This is a genomic window from Alteromonas sp. AMM-1 (genome assembly GCF_047290655.1).
Lineage (GTDB): Bacteria > Pseudomonadota > Gammaproteobacteria > Enterobacterales > Alteromonadaceae > Alteromonas > Alteromonas mangrovi.
This window is the reverse complement of sequence record NZ_JBLBUE010000056.1, coordinates 1-19,840: the sequence shown is the minus strand read 5'-3', so window position 1 is coordinate 19,840 and position 19,840 is coordinate 1. Positions and strand designations below refer to the sequence as shown.

Below are 19,840 nucleotides of genomic sequence, written 5' to 3'. Positions count from 1 at the left end.
GCAGCGTCATAGTCCACATCCCATGGACGTGCGCCATTGGCAGGAATAAGTTTAAGTAAAGGCATAACATCACCTTCTGCACAGCCGGAAAATATAAATATACCTGGTGCCGTTGCATCCAGTTCAGCCACAAAAATTAACCCGTGCTCAGAATTTACATCCAGTCCTTTGGGCGTTACCAGGCCAGTATTTGCCCCCATGATCATACGATCTTGCATTGCAGAGTACATTTCACCATCGCGATGTCTGGCTATACGACTTCCAATTAATACCCCACCCATCGATGTGACCGGATCGTCAAATGTGGCATAAGCATCGCCTTGCAGATCATAAGTTACGCTTTCTATGCTCATACCAAAATTAAACGCTTTGGTTTGGGCGTTAAGCACTGCACTAAACTGAGCCACTTCTCCGGTGGTCGCCCCTGATGCCGGATTAGACGAAACCGCTACACCAAGCAGAGACGCGGTATTTAGTGCGTTATCTGAAATATCGTACATCGTTGGCATAGCCGTAACTTCTGCCAACGACTCTGGCTTTACTGAAGCAGACGCCAAATCCGGTGCCATGTCACCACTCATTCCCGAATAGATATTACTAAACACCAGTACCGCATTGTTTGACTTCTCTGCAACGCGCAACGTTGTGCCTGTTAAAATAATGTCTACCGGATTGCCCAGCATTGACATGGGCCCACCAATCTGTCGCATTGGCTCAACCATACCATTGGCCATACTGGCACCCGACAAGACGAAAATCTGGCCGTCATCCGCAACACTGGCGTCCCCCACATCTGACACAATCAAGCGGTCGTGTTTAGCATCAAATACAATGCCATGCAGATTCACTGATATCTGATTACCATCGGCGTCAGAGGGCACGATTGAGCGCATTACCGTTGGTGCAAAGTCCATCGCCATCACCTGGTCATAAACGGCAACGGTGCCGTCGGTGAGTGCAGCGTACATGCGATCATTTACCGCATCATAAGTGACATCCCAGGGTTTGGCAGACATCATAATCTCTGCAACAGGCATGGCATTACCCGCGGCATTGGAACCAAATACGCTGATTTGCTGACCATTAAAATCGGCAACGAATACCAAACCACTGCTTTGGTCAAAGTGTATTCCTTTCGGGTTGACCAATCCGGTTGATTCACCGGTAATTTCTCTGTCCTTCGATGCCATGAACATACCGCCACTGCGCGATGTTGCTCGGCACACTGCGCGTAAACTGCCGTTGGTCGCATCACCAGCCTGATACAAGTTGCCTAAGCCATCTAATGCGATCCCTTCGTTGTTACCCGTGGTAAATGTGCTTAGGTAAGCTCGGCTTTGATCTACCGTATCCACGGTTCCTGCATTGTCAGCGCCATTGTTAGCCACCAAGAACAAGCCTTGTGGAAAAGATGGCGCGCCATTTACGCCATCAGTGCCGTTAGTACCGTTAGTGCCGTCGGCACCATCCATACCAGCCGGACCCTGAGGACCTGTATCGCCATCATCAACACAGCCGGCTAACGCAAAGGCAAGTGAGGCCGCTAAAACCGTTTTTCCAAACATAGAAACTTTTTTTGAATGAGTCATTAGAGTTATTCTCCGTCAATCACAATTAGCAATAGTCGACGCCAAGATATAAAACGACATAAATCAGCTATCACTGGGAATAACGATCGAGGGAGCTCAGGTGGATGCAGGAAATCGTCAAATTTATCGGTAATATATTGAAATAAAAAACAACACCATGAATTTTATATAAATAAAAATTAAATTATTTTGAATTTACATAAAGCAAACAGAAGAAGTATGTTGAAGTGACAACAAAAGACTAATGTCGTGATAGGCTAGGTAATAAAATAGCTAAACAGTTAGTAATAACTGGTGATTTGGAAGCGAGGTTAAAGCAGTGTTTATTAAAAAGCGTGTTTGTCAGTTAACCCTACTATTGATTGCAGCCATTGCATTGGTTAGTTGCGCGGTTTCGTTTCCTGTACCCACACTATCTCATGGCAGAGACTTCAACAGACTCACCGAACCTCAGGTGCAGTATGGTGTCACGACCAAACAGGAGATACTCGAGCTAATGGGCAAGCCCAATATAACAACAGGTGAATCTACAAGCCGACCCAGTATTACTTATATGTTTTACGATCGGAAAGCCAAAGCCCTATCGCCGGATCACGTGGCCAGTCGACTGCAAAGCTTCTATTTTGATGAAAATGGTAAGCTCACCGGCATGGAATATTTAAGTTCATTTCCCAACGACAGTACCTATTTTATTGTCGGGGATGCACAGAAAATTAAGCTGGGAGATACCCAATCCCGTGTCATCGAAATAATGGGACAACCGTCTGGTGAACATCCCTCCCCTGCACCACAGAGTGGCTATAGCTACGTCATGGCCTATCGGTATCCGGTTACACGTTATGTTGACATGACCTATCCCAATGTCACTTACAACGTGTTTGTTGCCTTCGACAAACATAGTCGCGTAGCAAAGGTTGAAGTAATAGAGCCAGGAGACTATTGAAGCTCTCCGGCTGTTTAACTTGCCTGAAAACTCACAAACCTAAACAATAACTTTTCTTATTTGCGATTGGCACAACTTATACGAAAGGCGTATACTTGCCCACTCTTGTTGTCTGTGCCAATCGAGCCAGCTAACGCCGCCTTTGTAGTATGTTGGGTGCAATAGTTTGTTTACGAGTAGCCATTCCTTGCCGCGATTGATTTCGATAGCATTGCTATTACTTTGCAGTGTGTCTTCGCATGCCCGGGAAACCCGTTGGCAAAGTTTGTCGCAACCCATTTTTCAGGCCCCACTTAGCGCAACTTCGGGCATTGAAGGACCGCTCGATTCCATCGTTGAAGACCAGCAAGGATTAATGTGGCTCTCTGCTGCAAATGGATTATGGCGTTGGGACTCGCATTTTTTAGTAAAAGCCCGTTTCGATACCCTGACTCAAACCGCCTTAACGCCGCAAATCCAGGCTACGCATAAAGATAACCGTCAGCGAATTTGGATCGGAACAAATCAGGGCCTATATCAACTCGACTCATCTCGCAACACACTGCTTGCAGTGGCAACCGAACAGTTTAAAGATGTATCAGTTCAAACGATAACCTCTTCATCCAATAGTAATGCCAACGCCAATGCGGCTCAGGATGTGCTGATTGTTGCTGGTGATCGCTCGTTATTTCGGTTTAACACCACCTCCGCCATTCTCACTCCCATTGCGCTACCCGAATCCATGCGGATTTATGCGATTCACCTGGATTCATCCAACACGCTTTGGGTGGGCACCGATAAAGGGCTTTATTTCGCCCGAAATGAGCAAAACACATTCACCACTCTTCAACGCTCAGAGGCATTTCCTTCGCATGTTCGCATTAGTGCAATTACCAGTGTAAGTGCGGGTAGTCTGGTGATCGGAACGGCGCAAAACGGCTTATTCGTGCAACAAGCAAGTGGGCCATTCACCCCTATTGCATTGCAAGGACAAGCACAGGCCGCCTGGATATACAACATGGTGGAAGAACGCGATAACGTGTTGTTACTGGGCACGTTTGGACATGGGTTGGTAGAAATTGACATAGCAGCACAAACCCAACGTCATTTTCAGTACAACCGCCTACAGCCAGCCGGTTTGAGCGACAGCAACATTTGGTGTTTGTACCGGGATTCAAGAGGACTGGTATGGATTGGTGCTGGCGACACGCTGAATATTTACGATGCCAGAAACACCGCCGTAAATTACATCCTGGGAGGACTTGGGATGGAGACTGGCCTGCCCGATTCTAAAGTGCACGCCGTGGTTGCACTACAGGATTCACTGGTGGTTGCCAATGGCGAGCACGGCCTGATAAACCTGCACCCCAAAAAAGGCGTAACACAAACATGGTGGCAGTCTATTGGCGATCCGGTTGAAACACTTTTCGCCGATACGTCGGAAACACTGTATGCGTCGGCTAATTTTGCCACCGTCAGCCTTACTTCACCTGAGCGTGTAATAACCCCTATTGCCCTGCCAGACAGACCCGCCACAACCTTCACCGGCGCATTTGCAAATACCCAAACGACATTGTGGCTTGGCGGTACCGATGGCTTGTGGATGTACCCTGATTCACGCCCTCAGGACGCCAAACAAATACTCGGTGAAACCATTCCCGACCGACGCGTTTCAGCTTTACTGGCTACTCCCGACAGTTTGTGGATTGGCACCTGGCAAGGCTTTTATCACATGCCATTATCACCTGGGGGCGTGCAGTCTGGCAGCATTCAAACTGTGGCGCACGCCGCATTGCAACAGCAGTTTGTTTCAGACATTTACGCAGACAGCTTAGGGCAAATTTGGGTTGCTACCAGTAATGGCGGGATGTTTGTTGGCAGTAAAGATAAAGCAGACTGGCAACAAATTACCGATGAGCAAAACTTGCCGGGTAACGCCGTTGCTGCGATTGCCGGCGAGAGTCAGGGTAAAATATGGGTAGGCACATCCCGTGGGATCGCGGCGATTTCCATGCAGGATAAACAAGCAGAAAAAGTTATCACAGGTAATCAGGCCATTAATACGCCTTACTCCCGCGGTGCAGCCGCCATGACAGCGCAAGGTGAAGCTGTGTTTGGCGGTAAAAATGGTTTAACTGTGGTAACGCCAACAGAGCGCTCTGTTGTTCAGGAAGAAATCTCGTTAGTGTTTACCCATGTAAGTGTGCGTACACAGCATGACGAACTAAAAAGCCTGCCGCTAACCAACGATTCCATTCAGTTTGAAGCCCTTCCCAAACGTGTGTCATTTGAATTTGTGGCTTTGGATTACCTTTCGCCTGAGCTTATTCAGTATCGTTATCAGCTAGCCGGACAAGATGACCGCTGGACGCAGCTGGACGCCGATCACCGTAGCGTTACCCTTACCAGTCCGGAACCAGGCGATTATGAACTCAATATTGAATATACCTATGATGGTAAACACTGGCAAAGTAACTCCTTGAGTCAGCGGTTTACAGTGTTACCCGCCTGGTATCAAACGCCCGCCGCGCGCACTGCCAGTATATTGTTATTGCTCGGGGCAATTTATGTGCTTCACCAGTTGGGTTTAAGGCATTACCGCTATCGCCAGCGGGTACTTGAACAACGCGTAATGGATCGCACTACGGAACTGGTAGCCGCCAACCAAAAACTAAGTGAACAGGCAGCCGCACTGGAAAAAGCCAGCTTAACCGATGCGCTTACCGGCCTGAATAACCGGCGCTTTCTCACCCAGAATATCAAGCGTGATTTACGCCGTGTGCAGCGTTATTACACCGATTGCGAAAACAACCACATTCGCCCTACTTTCGAATCAGACCTGCTATTTTTAGTGATCGACCTGGACCACTTTAAACGCATCAATGACACCCATGGTCATCAAGCGGGCGACGCGGTATTGGTAGAAACACGATACCGATTGAGCCGGATTTTTCGGGATACCGATTACCTTGTTCGCTGGGGTGGTGAAGAATTTTTAGCCGTAGTTCATAATTCCTCACGTACCGAAGCTCACCTGCTGGCAGAGCGCGTAGTCTCCGAAATTAACGGTACCGAATTTAAAGTAAACGATCATGTCAAACTCAGTGTGAGCTGTTCGGTAGGATTTGCGCCCTACCCACTTCAACAGCAACACTATAATTTCTTCGACTGGCACACCACTGTAGCCATAGCTGATGCGGCCCTGTATGTATCAAAGAGTCGTAGCCGGGATACCTGGACAGGGGTAACTGCCATTAAAGAACATGCTTCGGAAGAAACGCTTACGCTTATTCAACAGCAGCCCGCCAGAGTGTTTGATCACGCAGAAACCATTATACGGCCTTAAGCGTTCGGTACCACCGATTCGCGTGTATAATGCAAACCCATAATCCGTTAGTTAAAGCATCATGTCAAACTCACTTACCTATTTACAACATTATCCTCAGCACCTGCAGGATCAAATTCAGCAAATGCTTGAGGCTCAGCAATTGGGTGACTGGCTTCGCTCACGCTATAAGGGCGTGCACAATATTAATAACGATAAAGAATTGCGTGACTACGCGCTGGACATTAAAAATCAGTACATGAAGAAAACCCAGCCGTTGAGCAAAGTGGTTTACGATAATAAAATCCACATTGTCAATCACGCGTTGGGTTTACATTCGTATGTATCCCGAGTGCAAGGCGGTAAGCTTAAAAGCAAGAATGAACTGCGCGTAAGCGATTTATTCAAAAACACGCCAGAGCCGTTTTTAAACATGATTGTGGTACACGAACTGGCGCATTTAAAAGAAAAAGACCACAACAAAGCGTTTTATCAGTTGTGCAGGCACATGCTGCCCGACTATCACCAAATTGAATTCGATGTACGCGTTTACCTGACCGAGCTGGACAACAGTGGTTTTGTGTTCACGCCACCTTCTGCATAGGATTTGCTATGGACTTTGACTTTGTTACCGACGTAACCGGCCAGCCACTGGCCAAATGCGATATTGAAACCGAAGCCTTCGGCGATTGGCTCAGCCACGATATTGGCACCAGTAAACCGGCTATTTCGGCACTGATTGCTAAACTGGAACAAGTACTCAACAGAACATTAAGCCATTACGAATATACCGGTAAAATCTACCACTTAGTCATTGAAGATGACGAAGTGGATGTATTTTTGAATAACAGCGAATTGGCGCATAGCGAGTTTGAAGACGACGCAATCGACGGCCCGGTTGCCGGCTGTGGCCTGGTAGAATTTAAACATTTACTCGAAAGCTGGCTGACCTTTATCGGTTAACCGGCATTATCGTCTCAAATAAAGTAAACTAGCGGCAAATTAGCGTCAAAGGACAGCAAACGTGGCATTACAATGGTTTCCTGGGCACATGCACAAAGCCCTGAAAGAAATAAAAGAGTCTGTCAGTAACGTAGATATACTGATTGAAGTACTCGATGCACGCATTCCCTACTCCAGTGAAAATCCGGAAATTGCAAAAATCAGGGGCGAGACACCGTGCCTTAAAATACTCAATAAATTTGACCTGGCTGATCCAGATTTAACTGCACAGTGGCAGGCCTATTTGGAGAGTGAACGTGGCGTAACCACCATCACCACCACCAGCGATAACCCGGCAGCCAGCCGCCAGATCATGTCGATGGTGCGCGAGATTTGCGCCAGTAAAGAGGCGTCGGCCAAGTCAATTAATGCCATGATCACGGGTATTCCCAACGTAGGGAAATCCACCCTGATTAACATTCTTGCCGAACGGGTTATTGCAAAAACCGGCAACGAGCCGGCAGTAACCAAAAGCCAGCAGCGCATTAACCTAGGCAGTGGCATTGTCTTGTTCGACACCCCTGGGGTACTGTGGCCCAAACTGGAAAACCCCAATTCCATATACCGCCTGGCTGCATCGGGCGCGGTAAAAAACACCGCCATGGAGTTTGATGATGTAGGGTTTTACGCTGCGGATTACTTAATTAAAGCCTATCCCGGGTTAATGCAGGAACGCTTCAAGCTGGACGAGATCCCACCAACAGAACTGGAATTCCTGGAAGCTGCTGCCAAAAAGCGCGGTGCTATTATGAGTGGCGGCAAAGTAAACCTGCATAAAATTTGCGAAATCCTGCTCACGGAATTGCAAGCGGGTATACTGGGACGAATCACCCTTGAAACCCCGGAAATGATTGCGGCAGAAAAAATAGAAATGGAAAAAGTGGCAGCCAAAAAAGCCGCCGACAAAGCCAAGCGCAAGGAGCGCTTCAAACAAGGCTCTGCCACACCAGACAAACAAGACCGCAAAGAACAGCGTGAACAAAAACGCCAGGAACAAAGCCAGCGGATGAAAAAGCGCCGGTAGCTGTTAGCTGAGATCCCCGTACCCCCTATACTCCCGTCATCCCTGAAATCTCCTTATATTCCCGTCTTCCCTGAAACGCGAAGCGTTGTCAGGGACCTCGCCCGCGCACCTAACACTGCATAAACAATGACGCAGTTTTAACACTGAGATCCCCGACATTTGCTACGCAAATTCGGGGATGACGGAGTGGTGCAAATTTGAGAATGACACAACAACCGTCTTCCCTGCCCCCCTTACATTTCCTTCTTCCCTGAAATCTCCTTATATTCCCGTCATCCCTGAAACGCGAAGCGTTGTCAGGGACCTCGCCTGCGCACCAAACACTTCATAAACAACGATGCGGTTTTAACACTGAGATCCCCGACATTTGCTACGCAAATTCGGGGATGACGGGAGTACTACAAAATTGGGCAATACGAGTTAGCGCACCCTGAGGAAGACTAGGTGACGCACCTTAAGGATATTAAGGTTAGCGAACACCTAAGATGACTGAGCTAGCGAATAGCTTACTTAGCCGCTACCATTGCCAGTGCAACGGCCTCTGCTACACGAATGCCGTCGATACCGGCAGACAGAATGCCTCCCGCGTAACCCGCGCCTTCACCAGCCGGATACAAGCCCGACACGTTTACACTTTCGTAATCACTGGTACGCTTAATACAAATTGGTGACGAAGTGCGTGTTTCCACACCCGTTAACATGCCGTCGGCTTTGGCAAACCCTTTGATTTGGCGGTCGAACGCCGGGATCGCTTCGCGAATGGCTTCGGTTACAAATTCGGGTACTACTTTGCTTAAATCAGTAAGCGTGATACCCGGCGTATACGACGGTGTTACATCGCCCAATTCTTTGCTGGGTTTACCGGCTAGGAAATCACCAATTAACTGCGCTGGCGCATTGTAGTTTTCGCCACCGGCGCGATAGGCCGCTTCTTCTAACCGTCGCTGCAACTCAATACCGGCTAGCGGGTGTCCTGGGTAATCTACCTCTGGCGTAATGCCTACCACAATTGCACTGTTAGCATTGCGTTCGTGACGGGAGTACTGACTCATACCATTGGTCACTACGCGGCCAGGCTCAGAAGCGGCCGCAACCACAGTGCCCCCCGGACACATACAGAAGCTGTACACCGAGCGGCCGTTTTTGCAATGATGCACCAGCTTGTAATCAGCCGCGCCCAGTATAGGATTACCTGCATTGTCCCCAAAGCGACACGCATCAATCATGCTCTGTTCATGCTCAATCCGAAATCCAATCGAAAACGGCTTGGGTTCAATGTACACACCCTGCTCGTGCAATGCCGTAAAGGTATCCCGGGCACTGTGTCCTATAGCCAGCACGACAAACCGGCTAGCCAGATATTCACCGTTAGAAAGATGCAGACCTTTAATTTGATTGCCGTTGTCTGTTACTTCCAGATCCAGCTTTTCAACTTTGGTGCTGAAGCGAATTTCACCGCCAAGCTCAATAATTTGAGCACGCATTTTCTCCACCATATTCACAAGCTTAAAGGTACCGATATGAGGTTTGCTTACATACTCAATTTCAGCAGGCGCACCCGCTGCCACAAACTCATGCAATACCTTACGGCCGTAGTGTTTGCGATCTTTTACCTGGCTATACAATTTGCCATCAGAAAATGTGCCTGCGCCGCCTTCACCAAACTGTACGTTTGACTCAGGGTTTAGCGGTTGCTTCCGCCAGAAACCAAAGGTGTCTTTAGTGCGTTCTCTTACTGCTTTGCCACGCTCAAGCACAATCGGTTTAAACCCCATTTGCGCCAGTATTAACGCAGCGAATAAACCACACGGCCCAAGCCCGACGACTACCGGGCGTTCGGTTAAGTTGTCAGGCGCGGTGGCTACAAACTTGTATTGCATATCCGGCGTGGGGCGAACATGGGTTTGCTTTTTAAACTTTTCAAGCAGGGCTTTTTCGTTACTCACGTCTACATCGAGTGTGTAAATTAACTGAATATCTTTGTTATTACGCGCATCGTAACCACGTTTAAATATGTTTATGGCGTTCAGCTGGTCAGCATTAATACCAAGGGTAGCTAACACAGCCGCTTCAATGGCTTGTTCTTCGTGGTTCAGGGGTAATTTGATGTCCGTTAATCGCAACATGGGGCAGGTACTCTGGTTCTTGCCGGACGGCCTCTCCGTCAGGGCAACGCATTTTAAAACAGATCCAATAAGATAGGTAGTTAGCGGCGCAAATTAGCGGCATTTGGTGCATTTACACTTGTCTTTTAAGCTTGCTAATTTACACTTAGCGCCTGTTTAACCCGGATAACGCATAATACGCCAATGACCTTCGTAGTAACCGACAACTGCATAAAATGTAAATACACGGATTGTGTTGCGGTATGCCCCGTAGATGCCTTTTTTGAAGGGCCAAATTTTCTGGCTATCGACCCTGCTATTTGTATTGATTGCGCATTGTGTGTACCCGAGTGCCCGGCCGAAGCCATTTTTCAGGACACCGCTTTGCCGCCCGGACAGGAAGTGTATCTTGAGATAAACGCGGAATTGTCGCAGCAATGGCCTAACATCAATCAGTTAAAGCCGGCACCAGCCGACGCTGATGAATGGAACGGCGTGCCCGATAAGCTGCCGTTATTAGAAAAGTAACGTTTCGACTGAGAACGGCAAAGCGTACAGTTAACCTTTAAAACCTTTGGCAACCAAATACACTTCACGTGAGCGCGGACGCGAGGCTGCGGGCTTGCGTACCATGACCTTATCAAACGAACTGCGCACGTCTTTAACGTATTCATCGTAACCTACGCCCTGAAACACCTTGGCGCAAAAGCTACCGCCTGGCTTTAATACATTGCGCGCCATATCAAGGGCCAGTTCCACCAAATACATTGAGGCATACTGATCGACGGTGTTTACCCCGCTCATATTAGGCGCCATATCAGACACCACAGTATCTACCCTCTCGTCACCCAGGGTTTGCAGGATCTGGTCGTACACGGCTTCATCGGTAAAATCACCCTGTATAAAATCCACGCCCACTATACCTGCCATTGGCAGAATGTCCGAGGCAATTACCCGGCCACTGTCGCCTACAATTGGCGCGACAATTTGCGACCAGCCACCCGGTGCGGAGCCTAAATCCATTACCACACTACCAGTGCGAAACAGATTGTCTTTCTCGTTGATTTCAATCAGCTTATAACTGGCCCGTGAACGATATCCGTCTATCTGTGCTTTTTTCACGTAGATATCGTTAACGTGTTCGTCCATCCATTTTTTACTGGTTTTCGATTTTGCCATTCTGATGCGCTGCGTTGAGAATTCCGATGAGGGCGCTATTGTAATGGCTTACAGCCGATTTGCAAAACCTCAACCGCCTGGCAAGATACCAATTGCGCCACCAAACCGGTACAATTCGCGCTTTGTTACTTACAACTGTTCAGAATTCGCCCATGAAACTCGACGATGTTAAAAAACTGCATCAAAAAAAATACCGCACGCAATTTGGTTATTATTTGGTTGAAGGCGAACATTTAATTCTGGAGTTGTTAAAAGCTCATTCAAGTGCAGTAGAACAGCAGGCAATAACACTCTACGTAACCGAGCAATTTGAGCAGTGGGCACACAAGCTGGCCAGCGCATTTACCATCTCGGTAGTCACGCAAAAACAAATGAGCCAGCTTAGCGATACCAAAACCCCGCAAGGGCTGATTGCCTGCGTGCCTCTCCCTTCCAAACATACCATTAAACCGCTTGCTACCGGTGAGCGTTGTATTTACCTGCACGAGGTGCAAGACCCCGGCAATTTGGGCACCATACTGCGCACACTGGCCTGGTTCGGTAACTTTCGATTACTGCTTAGCCCAAACAGTGTAGACCCGTTCAACTCCAAAGTGGTGCGCGCAAGCATGGGCGCTATATTTCACACGCCTGTAGAACTGGATATAACCCTGGAGTCACTTTCGGAACGATTTAAACAGTTCGCGTACTTAGACTTAAAAGGCGACGCCATTAACTCGCCGAACTTTGGCAACTTCGAGTGCTATTTGTTTGGCAACGAAGCTCGCGGCGTACCAACCGAAGCGCTACAAACTTTTAATGCTGTGCCGTTTACCATTGCTGGAAGTGGCAAAATTGATTCATTGAATTTGGCGTCTGCCGTGGGGATCAGTGTTTATCAGTTGGCGTTGGGTTAGAGCAATGACATTCAAATATCAAAATTCAGGCAAGATTAATTTTAATCGCTCAATGTCTCCAGCTCCAACACCAAGCCTGCCGAAATAAACAGGCCACTCAGCAATGAGTTGCATAACATCGTCTACCATCTTTTTGGCTTTGAATGCCTTTAGGCCAAAACGTTTAGACTGACTTAATAAGTTGTCCACTGAGCCTTGTCTTCCTTTATCTCCAATACCGATACCATGTTGCTTTGAAGAATTAATCGGTAAGACATCAAAGGCCGGGCTTAATCGCCAATGTTTTTGCGCGAAGTCATAAATGATTGCGTGGTTTCTTGAATGATCGTCTGTATTGCCTAACAACACGTTATATATCATTCGGCAATATAGGTCGTGCGCATCTGTAGGATCGGCACCTTTCGACATAATAAATTCTGCCAGGTGGCCGTAGCTGTATTCAGCACTCATGCTGACATCGTTTACTCGTTGTGCACTAAAAATTGAGTTCGCGCTTAAAAAGTGGCACACAGGCTTGCCATCTTTAAGGTCAAATCGCTCTACCAATAAAACATCACCGGATGGAGAATTCACGACAGATGTACTTGCTACCCTACATGGCAATTCAGCCAACATTCGCATTGCTGCATGCTCAACTTTTACAACATTAAACAAATCATCCGGGCGATTAAATTTAGCAAGATACGAAGTCGCACTATCCTGAATGATCGTTTTTGGTCTTGCGCCCCCCATAGAAGCACCAAATTCAAACGCTTTTTTTGCTTCATCGGGGATTTCCTTGTCTGCCAGAATGGCATCTTTTGCCTTAAGAAGCAGAGGTAAGTCTCCTAGGGTATTTTTATTGTATTTCCGTTTGGAGGATGAACTGGACAAACTAAATACCAAACACCCGACCCCCATTCCAGACCCCGCCAGTAAAAACTCTAACCGATTTGCTGGCTTGGTTTTATGCAATGAAAGAATGACTTTTTCGCCCCATGAATCAGCGCCAGCATCAGAAAGAGCGCCAAACAAACCTTTGTTAAAATGAGTTTCAAATTGCTTTTCACTTAATGGGAGGTGAACTGGATCAAGAGGAAATGCGTCAGGCCTGGCCAAATAACTTTTCCCATATCGAAAACGACCGTATCGATTTGTTTCATCGACTTCAGTGACACCACAAATAATTGGGGTGTCCTCTAGCCCATCAATAAACACAAAGGCTTTAGAAGTCATTATCCAACTCCTGAACAACCTTTCTGGATTTCCTGGACAGTGCACTACCTTGTTCTTGTACCATCTGATCAACTAACTGCTGCAAGTCATCAATCAAGTCTAGCTGCTCAAGCACTTTGAACAATGTTTCAGCATTAACGGGTCGGCCATTTTCTATTGAAGAAATGGTGTTGCGACCTACTCCAGTGCGTAGTGCCAGCTCGGACTGGCCCATGCTTCTTGAGCGAATAGATGAAACTAATTTTCCGAGTGACATAAGCATACGCTGTGTCTTTTGCATGATATACCAAACATTAACAACCTTATGCTTAAAATATAGTGCAAAATAAAACCAGCTTCAACGTTTATTATTTCAAACATTAAACTCTAACGTTATAAATAATAAACATGTGAATCACCAGGAAAAGTACAGAATTTGAAGGATAAAATTGATGCTTTTCTCTACATGAGAGCGATAAAGAGCGTTTGTAAACTATACAGTCTCACTGTTTTATCTAAATTCGCTTAATACTCCCAATCCTCATGGGCAAGAGGCAAACTATTAAGCAAATCGCGGCGTTCACGCCAGTTGGGCATAAACTTATCCATCAGAGAGACAAAGCGTTCGTTGTGATGCCGTTCTAGCAAATGGACAAATTCATGAGCCACTATGTACTCAAGGCATTCGAAAGGCTTTTTGGCTAGTTCGGAGTTGATGATGATGCGCTTTGAATCTGTGTTGCAGCTTCCCCACTTGGTTTTCATTCTCCGCACTGTTACTGATGACGGACTGCGCTCCACCTTTTGAGACCAAAATTCATTTAGCGACTCCAACGCTTTCAGCGTTTCTGTTTTATAAAACGCATCAAACAAAGCTTGTTTGTTTTCAATAGACATACCTTCAGTAACAGCAGCTTGCAAACGTCGATTTTTTACCCCCTGCACTTCCGCTTTTTTGCTAGCAATGATTATGCGCAAGCGATATTTTTGCCCCCAAAGAAAATGGGCTTCTCCGTCGATAAACTCACGAGGTGACTGACGAGGCTGATCAGCAAAGTCTTTCTGTTGTTTCTTAATCCAAGCAAGTTTTGATATAACCGCCGTCCGGATTGCTGTGTCTGTCATGGCCGTGGGAACTGAAACTCTAACCCTGCCATCGGGCGGTAATACATTGATATGAAGGTTTTTAATTGGTTTTCTATGCAGGGCAAAACTTAACTCACCGATCTGCATCTCAGCAACCTCTGGCATTACTGATATTCCTTTTGCTTTTTGGCAAGCTCAATCACATCGGGAATACTAATATCATAGCCAGCAGTAGTATCAGCAACCGCCCTCGCTATCTCGCGTTCTTTAAATCGATCCCCTACCCAATCCGCTTTTTTGGTTTCCCTGATCGTTTTATCAAGCATGGTTACCAGTGATTCGTTTTTGCCGAAGTTGTCGTATAAAGCCCGCTTTGCCTGTGTGTCCATACTTGAAGGATACTTGTCATCAGCATCAGAAGGTACTTTGACCTTTTTAGCTAACGCGATGATTTTCTCTAAGTAGTCTTGATACTCAATGGCCTTTTGTTTACGGAGGTTGATAAGTTCTGCCAGTAGCGTAGACATGCGCTCATAGTATTTCGGGTTTACCGGATTCTCATCGACAATGGTACGACGAACGTTGTTCTCGATGGTTTCAGCCATACTTTCCTGACTCGTTTTAATCCCTTCAGGCAAGTCATCCAGCGCTTCTGCTCCTTTTTTAACGATAAGGTCAACTAATCCCAAATCCTCAATTTCGACGAGTTGTTCACTAGGACTGGCTTTCACATAAGTGTCCAGTAAAAAGCGCATTGCAGGTTCAAAGCGCTTCATATCTACGTTATCACCACTTCGCACTTTTACTTCATTTCGAACATTTTCAAAATGCAGAACCTCTTGCCGAATCTTCTCGGTTTGTTGTGATGTATAACCGGCTTGGCTCATCTCATTAGCGAGATTACCAAAATTACGGATCAGCTTGGCAACCGCTTTGTAAAACGTGAGTCTCAGGTTTTCCTTATCGAAAAGTTCGTCGGAGTTATCACCGGATGATCCGCAAAAATAAATCAAATAATCCTGCGTTTCCTTAGGTGCTTTAACCGGCTCACAAAGCCCCCTCACCATTTCTAATGCAGTTTCTAACTCAGCTCTAGCTTCATCGAGTCTATTTTTCAATAAACCTTCTACGTCTTCCTTGTCGAAACTATCAAAAGCTTCGCCAGTATAATCACTGATCGCTTTATCTAGGCTCTTGAACAGATCTTTGTAGTCAACAATATAACCAACGTCTTTATCTTCAGTATCGAGTCGGTTTACGCGGCAGATTGCTTGAAACAAGTTGTGATCAGCCATCTGCTTATCGATATACAAATACGTTGCCGAGGGTGCATCAAAGCCCGTAAGCAATTTATCCACCACTATCAAAAGCCGCATTTGGCCGGGCTCTTTGATAAATTTTTGCTTCACTTGTTTTTCGAACTCTTCAACTAACTTTGCCGCTTCGTCTTCAGACTTCTCAAAATATTCTGCGAGCATCTTCCGGTAAACATCGTACTTGAATAGCTTTTCAGTCACACCTTCACCGGTGGTCTCACCTTTGATACTGGCACTGGTTGGTTGATAGCTCGTTACAATGGCGCATTTACCAGCTAATTCAGTCTTGGCAAACATGTCATATACAGCACAGGCCTGATGTACGCTTGCACACACAAGCATCGCATTGCCCCGTCCTTCTTTAAGGCGAGGTTTGGTATCCATATCCAACAAGATATCGCTTACTATCTGTTCTAGTCGGGAACGTGAGGACAGCAGCTTCTGCATCGACCCCCACTTCTGTTTTAGCTGGGTTTTGGCAATGTTCGACATACCACTGGTTTTTGCGTCAAACCACTGGTCGACTTTTTTGTTTGAGGATATCTCCTGATCGATATCTCTCGCCTCGTAGCGTAGGTCCAATACCACGCCATCAGCAACCGCCTCATCAAATTTGTAGGTATGAATGTACGGGCCGAAAATTTCCACCGAACGCGCCTTGTCTTTCTTCATTAGCGGTGTGCCGGTAAAACCAATGAACATGGCATCCGGTAGAATCGATTTCATGGCTTGGTGGAGTTTGCCTGATTGCGTACGGTGGCATTCATCCACAAAAACAAACAAATTACCTTTGGGTGCAAAATTGTCTGGTAAAGCAGAACGCAAAGAAGCAATGAAGTCCTGTGTACTTTCGTCTTCGTTCTCATTCTGACGACCAAATTTATGAACTAATGAGCATAATAGCCAAGGGTTGGTTTGATTAATCGTCGATACCAGATCAGCGCCACTTTTGGTGCGATAGATGTCTTCATCTACGCCATAAAATACGCCTTCAATTTGCTCATCGAGCTCCGTTCTGTCCGTTATGATAAGCACACGAGCGTTAGAAACATTCTCTCTGATCCACTTGGCCAACCACACCATCGTAAGGCTTTTACCTGAACCTTGAGTGTGCCAGATGATTCCACCTTGTCGGGTTTCGATATGTTGTTTAGCCGCCTGTATCCCGAAGAACTGATTATGCCTACAGGTTTTCTTTACACCCTTATCAAACACGATGAAGTCGTGAATAATCTGTAAGAAACGCGCTTTGCTACACAACCGGGAAAGATCACTGTCGAGTTTATGCGGATGAGATTCCACATCTTGTTCTTTCCACTCAAGATAATATTTTTCGGGTGTTTCGATTGTGCCGTATCGCAAGCCTTGTGTGTCATTCCCGGCCATCACCAGTTGCATGGTGGTAAAGAAATTACGAATAAAGCTTTTTTTCTGATTATCCAGATTCTGGCGGATCCCTTCACCCACATCCACAAACGAACGTTTGAGCTCGAGTACTCCCAATGCGATCCCGTTAACGTAAATCACTATATCAGGACGTTTAGTATTCGGGCCTTTTACCGATACTTCTTCAGCAATTGCAAAGTCATTTGCCTGAGGATTCTTCCAATCTATCAGCCACACGGTTTGAAACTGCTCGCCAGCTCCACCTTTAACTTTCACGCCGTAGCGGAGCAACCGGTAGATTTCTTTATTAGCCTCATACAGGCTTTTGCCTTCGCCAAGCGCTGCGGCTTTGCCTAATTCATGCAATGCCCGGCCTATTAAAGAGGCATCGATATTTCGCATTTTCAGCCATGTCTCAAGAAGTGAAGCCTCAATATTTCGATTTTCACGATCTGTCCAGTCGCCTAAATAATCGTACTCAAGCTCCTCAGAGAAGAAAGCGACAACGCGTTTTTGAGTTTCTTTTTCTTTTTGACCGACTAAGCTCATAAATCTCCCTGCTCCACCGACTTAATATCAAAGGCTTTCCAGCCCCAAACCCCACGCTTTTCATTAAAATTAATGATCGCCAGCCCCGAAACCAAATCATCGTCTTTTATACCATATTGGCTAATCAATGGTGGCGGGATAAATATCCCGCTAGTAGTAAAGCCCATTCCATTATCCACTCTTACATCCTCTGTAAAATGTTGCATGACGTTGCTAGATGGCTGCTGAACAGTCTTACTGTGACTGAGTACCGAATAGCGCTTTTCGCGTTTATTTGTGAATTCCGCGAGTTTCAGCGCAATCGAATCACCTTCTTTGTAACCGGCGGAGTCTCCATCGAATCGAATAACCCCATCGCAAGTTTTATCAACAATAAAGTGGAATAGCCTTTTGTTTCGATTGATATGGTCAACCACACCAATTTGTTCTGGGATAGCGTCCCAATCACTTTCACTCTCACGCTGCGCTATCGCATAAACCTGAAAACGGCCTTCAGAGTCAAACTCGCCCTTTACTTGCAGACCACAACCAATAGCTAAATTATCAAACCTAAAGCGGGTGTTGGGGACACTTGTTTCAATGCACTTATTACCGGTATTAACATAAAGCTTTCGCTTGAATTTACCGGGCTTATCCTTAAGCGGAAAACGCTCACCCAAATTTGCATTGGTCCAAGATATATCACTGTAAAGCAGCTCTTCCGCTTGCCCTGCATATTGGTTATATAGCTTTTGATTAGTTTCAGTGGCTTCAGTTGTTGAAAACCACTCACTTGAAGCGTACTTAGAAACTTCATCAGGCACTTTTTGAGAAGCATTTTCTCGAAACACTTTTATGGTGCTAACTTCATGTTTTGCTTCGGCAAACTGTTTCTTCTCAATTAACAAGCCAACCAGTTTTAGTCTCACCTTTGAAGTAAAGTTTATATCGTTATTGCAGGTTAGCGCTTTACAGTAACAGGCAAACGCGGTCTGGGGATCACTTTGCAAAAAGATGTCACCTATTAGTTCCCAAGCCCAATAATCTCTGGATTTTTCCTTTACAACGACCATAGCAGATTTATGAGCTTCGTCGCTTCGATTTAAACAAAGTAAGATTTTAACTTTGTTTTGAATTAGCCAAATACTTTCAGGCAATCGTTTAATTGCCGTTTCCAATAAAGGAAGAAATTGAGTAAGTTCAGTAGAATCATTTTTACTAATACCGTCTTTAGCGGCCTGTATAAATACTCTTTCGGCTAAGCTGGGTATTGTTGTACCGTCATCGGTTTTAAAACTCTCAAAGTCTTCATCCCTGAGGTTTTCGAGGCCCCAATATCTGGAAAACGCCAGCATATCAAAGTTATTTTCCGAAGCGCATTTGTTAGCAATCTGCAAAATGAGGGAATGTAAAAGCGATGGTTTTTCAACATTTAGCATCAGATACCATTTAAGGTATTGCTTTATTTTGCCGAATATTACCGGGGATTGAGCTAATAACTCTTTAGACCGCTTGTAAATATCCCATGCTAAACTTGTTGCTACATTTTGGTCTGTCTCCCCAGTATCGATTAATTGCTTATAGATAGCAATCGACTGCTCGTACTGTCCATTTTTACTCAGTTGAGTCGCCTCTCTGATCTTTGCAGCATTGGGGTTACATAACGACAAAGCATACTCTTTACCTTTGGCAAGAACCTCATCTAATGCGGGGCCAGTTATTGATTCCAATTGCTGTTTGTAATGATTTAGATATTGTGGATTACCGCTGTTAGCTTCTCGTTTAATCAGGTCAATTAAACACCAGCCAAAAGCTTTGATATCCCAGTCATCAGGGTTTGGTGCATTCATTAGCTGTAAGGCCATTGAATAAGCTTCGTCCAGTTGCCCTTCTTTTCTTTTGGCAAATACATCCTTACTAGTTACCATCAGGACATCCCCTGAGTAATCAGGCTTGCAACTTCGTTCATCAACGGCCCCGGAGTAGAAAGGCTATTCATTGGCTCACATCGGGTGAATTGCTTTTTACCATTGTAATAAATATTGAACACAGCGACTTCGTGCGCCCTAGTAAACATATATCTCTGACAATAGTTGTACTGCTGCACGGAGGGGGTTGCTAACCCCTGTTGCACAGCCAATGCCGTTAATCTTTCGTGAAACTGATTCAGAAAATCTTCTTCAAACACGCTTTGAGTGGCGGCAGCTTCAGTGGAAATAATGCCGGTTTTTAATCCACCTAGTATTTGAACCACATCAGCCCCTAACTGATTAACATCAATAGCACTT

Annotated in this window: 15 protein-coding genes and 1 pseudogene; 7 read left to right on the top strand and 9 right to left on the bottom strand. The window is 46.0% G+C overall.

Annotated elements, in window-relative coordinates:
- Window positions 1–1,589 (bottom strand): YncE family protein (locus tag ACLR2L_RS10815; RefSeq protein WP_413368142.1); only part of this gene is annotated, 1,589 nt, incomplete at its 3' end.
- Window positions 1,590–1,908: 319 nt separating this feature from the next.
- Between ACLR2L_RS10815 and bamE the strand changes: the two genes are divergently transcribed.
- From bamE to ylqF, 5 genes are all read left to right on the top strand, one after another.
- The gene (gene bamE, locus ACLR2L_RS10810) at window positions 1,909–2,532 is read left to right on the top strand and encodes an outer membrane protein assembly factor BamE (RefSeq protein ID WP_140956623.1); all 624 of its coding nucleotides are present in this window, start codon (window positions 1,909–1,911) and stop codon (window positions 2,530–2,532) included.
- Window positions 2,533–2,719: 187 nt separating this feature from the next.
- Window positions 2,720–5,857, top strand: a complete 3,138-nt coding sequence (locus tag ACLR2L_RS10805) for a diguanylate cyclase (RefSeq protein ID WP_413368140.1) — start codon at window positions 2,720–2,722, stop codon at window positions 5,855–5,857.
- A gap of 61 nt (window positions 5,858–5,918) precedes the next feature.
- A complete protein-coding gene (locus tag ACLR2L_RS10800; protein ID WP_413368138.1) occupies window positions 5,919–6,440 on the top strand; it encodes a YgjP-like metallopeptidase domain-containing protein in 522 nt (173 codons plus the stop codon).
- 8 nt (window positions 6,441–6,448) lie between these two features.
- Window positions 6,449–6,799 (top strand): YacL family protein, encoded by a 351-nt coding sequence (locus tag ACLR2L_RS10795; protein WP_140956620.1) that lies wholly within the window; start codon window positions 6,449–6,451, stop codon window positions 6,797–6,799.
- Between the two features lie 61 nt (window positions 6,800–6,860).
- Window positions 6,861–7,862 carry a ribosome biogenesis GTPase YlqF gene (ylqF, locus tag ACLR2L_RS10790; RefSeq protein ID WP_413368135.1) on the top strand — a complete coding sequence of 334 codons (1,002 nt, stop codon included), beginning with the start codon at window positions 6,861–6,863 and terminating at the stop codon, window positions 7,860–7,862.
- A gap of 506 nt (window positions 7,863–8,368) precedes the next feature.
- Here the strand turns inward: ylqF and ACLR2L_RS10785 are convergent.
- The gene (locus ACLR2L_RS10785; protein WP_413368133.1) at window positions 8,369–9,988 is read right to left on the bottom strand and encodes an NAD(P)/FAD-dependent oxidoreductase; all 1,620 of its coding nucleotides are present in this window, start codon (window positions 9,986–9,988) and stop codon (window positions 8,369–8,371) included.
- 183 nt (window positions 9,989–10,171) lie between these two features.
- On the opposite strand from ACLR2L_RS10785, the gene fdxA reads away from it, so the two are divergent.
- Window positions 10,172–10,495, top strand: a complete 324-nt coding sequence (gene fdxA / locus ACLR2L_RS10780; protein WP_140956617.1) for a ferredoxin FdxA — start codon at window positions 10,172–10,174, stop codon at window positions 10,493–10,495.
- Window positions 10,496–10,525: 30 nt separating this feature from the next.
- On the opposite strand, the gene rlmE is transcribed toward fdxA, so the two are convergent.
- Window positions 10,526–11,146, bottom strand: coding sequence for a 23S rRNA (uridine(2552)-2'-O)-methyltransferase RlmE (gene rlmE / locus ACLR2L_RS10775; RefSeq protein ID WP_140956616.1), 621 nt, complete (start codon window positions 11,144–11,146; stop codon window positions 10,526–10,528).
- 152 nt (window positions 11,147–11,298) lie between these two features.
- On the opposite strand from rlmE, the gene ACLR2L_RS10770 reads away from it, so the two are divergent.
- A complete protein-coding gene (locus ACLR2L_RS10770) occupies window positions 11,299–12,042 on the top strand; it encodes a TrmH family RNA methyltransferase (RefSeq protein WP_413368130.1) in 744 nt (247 codons plus the stop codon).
- An 18-nt stretch (window positions 12,043–12,060) separates the two neighbouring features.
- On the opposite strand, the gene ACLR2L_RS10765 is transcribed toward ACLR2L_RS10770, so the two are convergent.
- The 6 genes and pseudogenes from ACLR2L_RS10765 to ACLR2L_RS10740 all read right to left on the bottom strand — a co-directional run.
- Window positions 12,061–13,257: a type II toxin-antitoxin system HipA family toxin gene (locus ACLR2L_RS10765; protein WP_413368128.1), complete on the bottom strand. Its 1,197-nt coding sequence runs from the start codon at window positions 13,255–13,257 to the stop codon at window positions 12,061–12,063.
- Window positions 13,247–13,537, bottom strand: coding sequence for a helix-turn-helix transcriptional regulator (locus tag ACLR2L_RS10760; RefSeq protein ID WP_413368126.1), 291 nt, complete (start codon window positions 13,535–13,537; stop codon window positions 13,247–13,249). Before ACLR2L_RS10760 ends, ACLR2L_RS10765 begins: the two co-directional genes overlap by 11 nt.
- 224 nt (window positions 13,538–13,761) lie before the next feature.
- Window positions 13,762–14,487 (bottom strand): M48 family metallopeptidase, encoded by a 726-nt coding sequence (locus ACLR2L_RS10755; protein WP_413368124.1) that lies wholly within the window; start codon window positions 14,485–14,487, stop codon window positions 13,762–13,764.
- Complete coding sequence (locus ACLR2L_RS10750) at window positions 14,487–17,573, bottom strand: type I restriction endonuclease subunit R (protein ID WP_413368122.1); 3,087 nt, start codon at window positions 17,571–17,573, stop codon at window positions 14,487–14,489. Before ACLR2L_RS10750 ends, ACLR2L_RS10755 begins: the two co-directional genes overlap by 1 nt.
- The gene (locus ACLR2L_RS10745) at window positions 17,570–19,480 is read right to left on the bottom strand and encodes a DUF7017 domain-containing protein (RefSeq protein WP_413368120.1); all 1,911 of its coding nucleotides are present in this window, start codon (window positions 19,478–19,480) and stop codon (window positions 17,570–17,572) included. Before ACLR2L_RS10745 ends, ACLR2L_RS10750 begins: the two co-directional genes overlap by 4 nt.
- Window positions 19,480–19,840, bottom strand: a pseudogene (locus ACLR2L_RS10740) (hypothetical protein); the annotation flags it as partial. The gene ACLR2L_RS10745 and the pseudogene ACLR2L_RS10740, both read right to left, overlap by 1 nt.